Origin of the sequence: Leucobacter sp. M11, from assembly GCF_035726885.1 — a bacterium.
Taxonomy (GTDB): domain Bacteria; phylum Actinomycetota; class Actinomycetes; order Actinomycetales; family Microbacteriaceae; genus JAPFRB01.
Genome location: NZ_JAPFRB010000005.1, coordinates 86,466 through 88,387 on the forward strand (window position 1 = coordinate 86,466; position 1,922 = coordinate 88,387).

Here is a 1,922-nt window from a genome sequence, read left to right on the forward strand (position 1 = left end):
TAATCTGTTCACCCGCTGAATGGCCGCTTCGGCAGTGGGCGCGATCGACGAGTCGCTCCTGGGCATGTTCGGCCGGGGCGGCGTCTACGACGGCCAGTGGGGCATCATCTTGGGTGCCCTGCTCATCTTCTCGATCGGGTATATGGGGTGGCCGCACGTGGTGGTCAGCCACATGGCGATGAAACGACCCAGCGTCGCCCGGCGCGCCGGGCTCTACTCCACGCTCTTTAACCTGCTCTTCATCCCGGCTCCCTACATCGTCGGCATCTTTTCGATCGTGCTCCTGCCGAACCTGGTCAATCCCGAGATGGCCATCTTTGAGATGGCGGAGTCGGTGCTGCCCTCCTTCGCCGTCGGCATCGTGATGGCGGCGATTATGGCGGCGATCATGTCCACGGCGGATGCGCTGCTCTTGCAGTCCGGCACGGTGGCCAGCCAGGACATCTATGCCCGGTTTCTGAACCGCCGGATGACCGACAAGCAGATGGTGCTCGTCTCCCGGACGATCGTGCTCACCCTCGCCGTGGTTGGCTACGCGGTGGCGGTGGTCGAGCCGCCTGCCGTGGCAACCATCGTGCTGTTTTCCACGACCGTGCTCGGAAGCGCCTTTGTGCCCGCCTACGTCTGCGCCGTCTGGTGGAAAAAAGCGAACACGGTCGGCGCGATCTGTTCCATGCTCGTCGGCACCGTGCTCGCCGTTGGCTGGGAGATCTCCGGCATGACCGCCGCCACCGGTCTCGACCCGATGGTGGCGGGCATCGTCGGCTCGACGCTCGCCATGATCCTCGGCAGCCTGGCGACGCAGCGAAGCCACCCGGTGCCGGAGCGGATCCGGCGGGCGCTCGACTAGACCGCGAAGATCGGCCCGATCCCGGCCGGGCTCATGCTCGGGCAGGACGGGAAGCTGGCGGGCCAGGCCGAGATGGCGGCGAAGTAGCGTGGCCGGCACGCTCACCCGGGTGAGCTTCCCGCCCGTGCTCACCGCCGAACAGGCCTGGCAGGTCGTCACGAAGAAGGCGCCCGGCCTGCGACCGGCGGGCCAGCGCCTCCGCTGGCATCCCTTCTCGGGGTTTGTGTTCGCCGTGCGGCACCCGCTCAACGCGGGCGGGAGCCCGAAACGCGCGTTCACCCTGGTCGACCGGCTGAGCGGGCAGGCGACGCTCACCGACCCCTGGCCGCAGCTCGGGGAACTCAGCGCGGCTCAGGCGGGGGAGTGCGTCCCGGATCCCGGCTGGAACAGTATCGACGCTGACGAGGCGGCTTTGCGGGCGCACCGGCTCGTGTCGACCGCGGCGCTGCGGCGCAATCGCCTGGCGACCCCGGCGGAGATCACCGTTCTCCGGGCGGTCGAGTCGCTCTGGAAACCGAACTGGCTGCTGACGGGGGCGTTGGACGGACGCTCCCTCACCATCCTCGTTGATGGGATCAACGGGGGCTACTACGTCGTCGGTTCCTGACGCTCGAAGCGGCACCGCGCGTGTTGCGGGGCACCTGGCCGCGCAACACGCGCCGCGTGCGGGCTAGTCGTCTTCGAGGTGGTCGGTGCCGGGCAGCCAGCTCAGGCCGGGCTTGCCCCAGCCGTTCTTGCGCTCCGCCTTGTGCGCGCCCTTCGACTCGGGGTGGATGAGCCGGTCGACGTAGAGCAGGCCGCTCAGGTGGTCGTACTCGTGCTGCAGGATCCGGGCGAACCAGCCGCTCGCGGTGATCTCGAAGGGCGTGCCCTCGGCGTCCACGGCGCGCAGCAGGGCGCGCTCGGAGCGGCGGAGGGCGAAGCGCTCCCCGGGGAAGGACAGGCAGCCCTCAAGCTCCTCGTCGCCGGGGAGGCCGGGCTCGGGCGGGGAGATCCACAGCTCGGGGTTGATGGCGACCCCGCGGGCGGGGGCCTCGTCCTGGTCCTCGTAGTCCCACACGAAGATGCGCTT

At 69.1% G+C, this 1,922-nt stretch carries 3 protein-coding genes; 2 read left to right on the forward strand and 1 reads right to left on the reverse strand.

Going from position 1 to position 1,922, the window contains the following annotated elements; translation table 11 throughout:
- Window positions 1–19 precede the first annotated feature (19 nt).
- Window positions 20–850, forward strand: a complete 831-nt coding sequence (locus OOT08_RS15670; RefSeq protein ID WP_325093772.1) for a sodium:solute symporter family transporter — start codon at window positions 20–22, stop codon at window positions 848–850.
- A gap of 88 nt (window positions 851–938) precedes the next feature.
- Window positions 939–1,457, forward strand: coding sequence for a hypothetical protein (locus OOT08_RS15675; protein WP_325093773.1), 519 nt, complete (start codon window positions 939–941; stop codon window positions 1,455–1,457).
- 63 nt (window positions 1,458–1,520) lie between these two features.
- On the opposite strand, the gene OOT08_RS15680 is transcribed toward OOT08_RS15675, so the two are convergent.
- Window positions 1,521–1,922 (reverse strand): peptide deformylase (locus OOT08_RS15680; protein WP_325093774.1); only part of this gene is annotated, 402 nt, incomplete at its 5' end.

Coding starts and splice junctions, on each gene's coding strand:
- OOT08_RS15670 (WP_325093772.1), top strand. CDS start 20: ATGGCCGCTTCGGCAGTGGGCGCGATCGACGAGTCGCTCCTGGGCATG.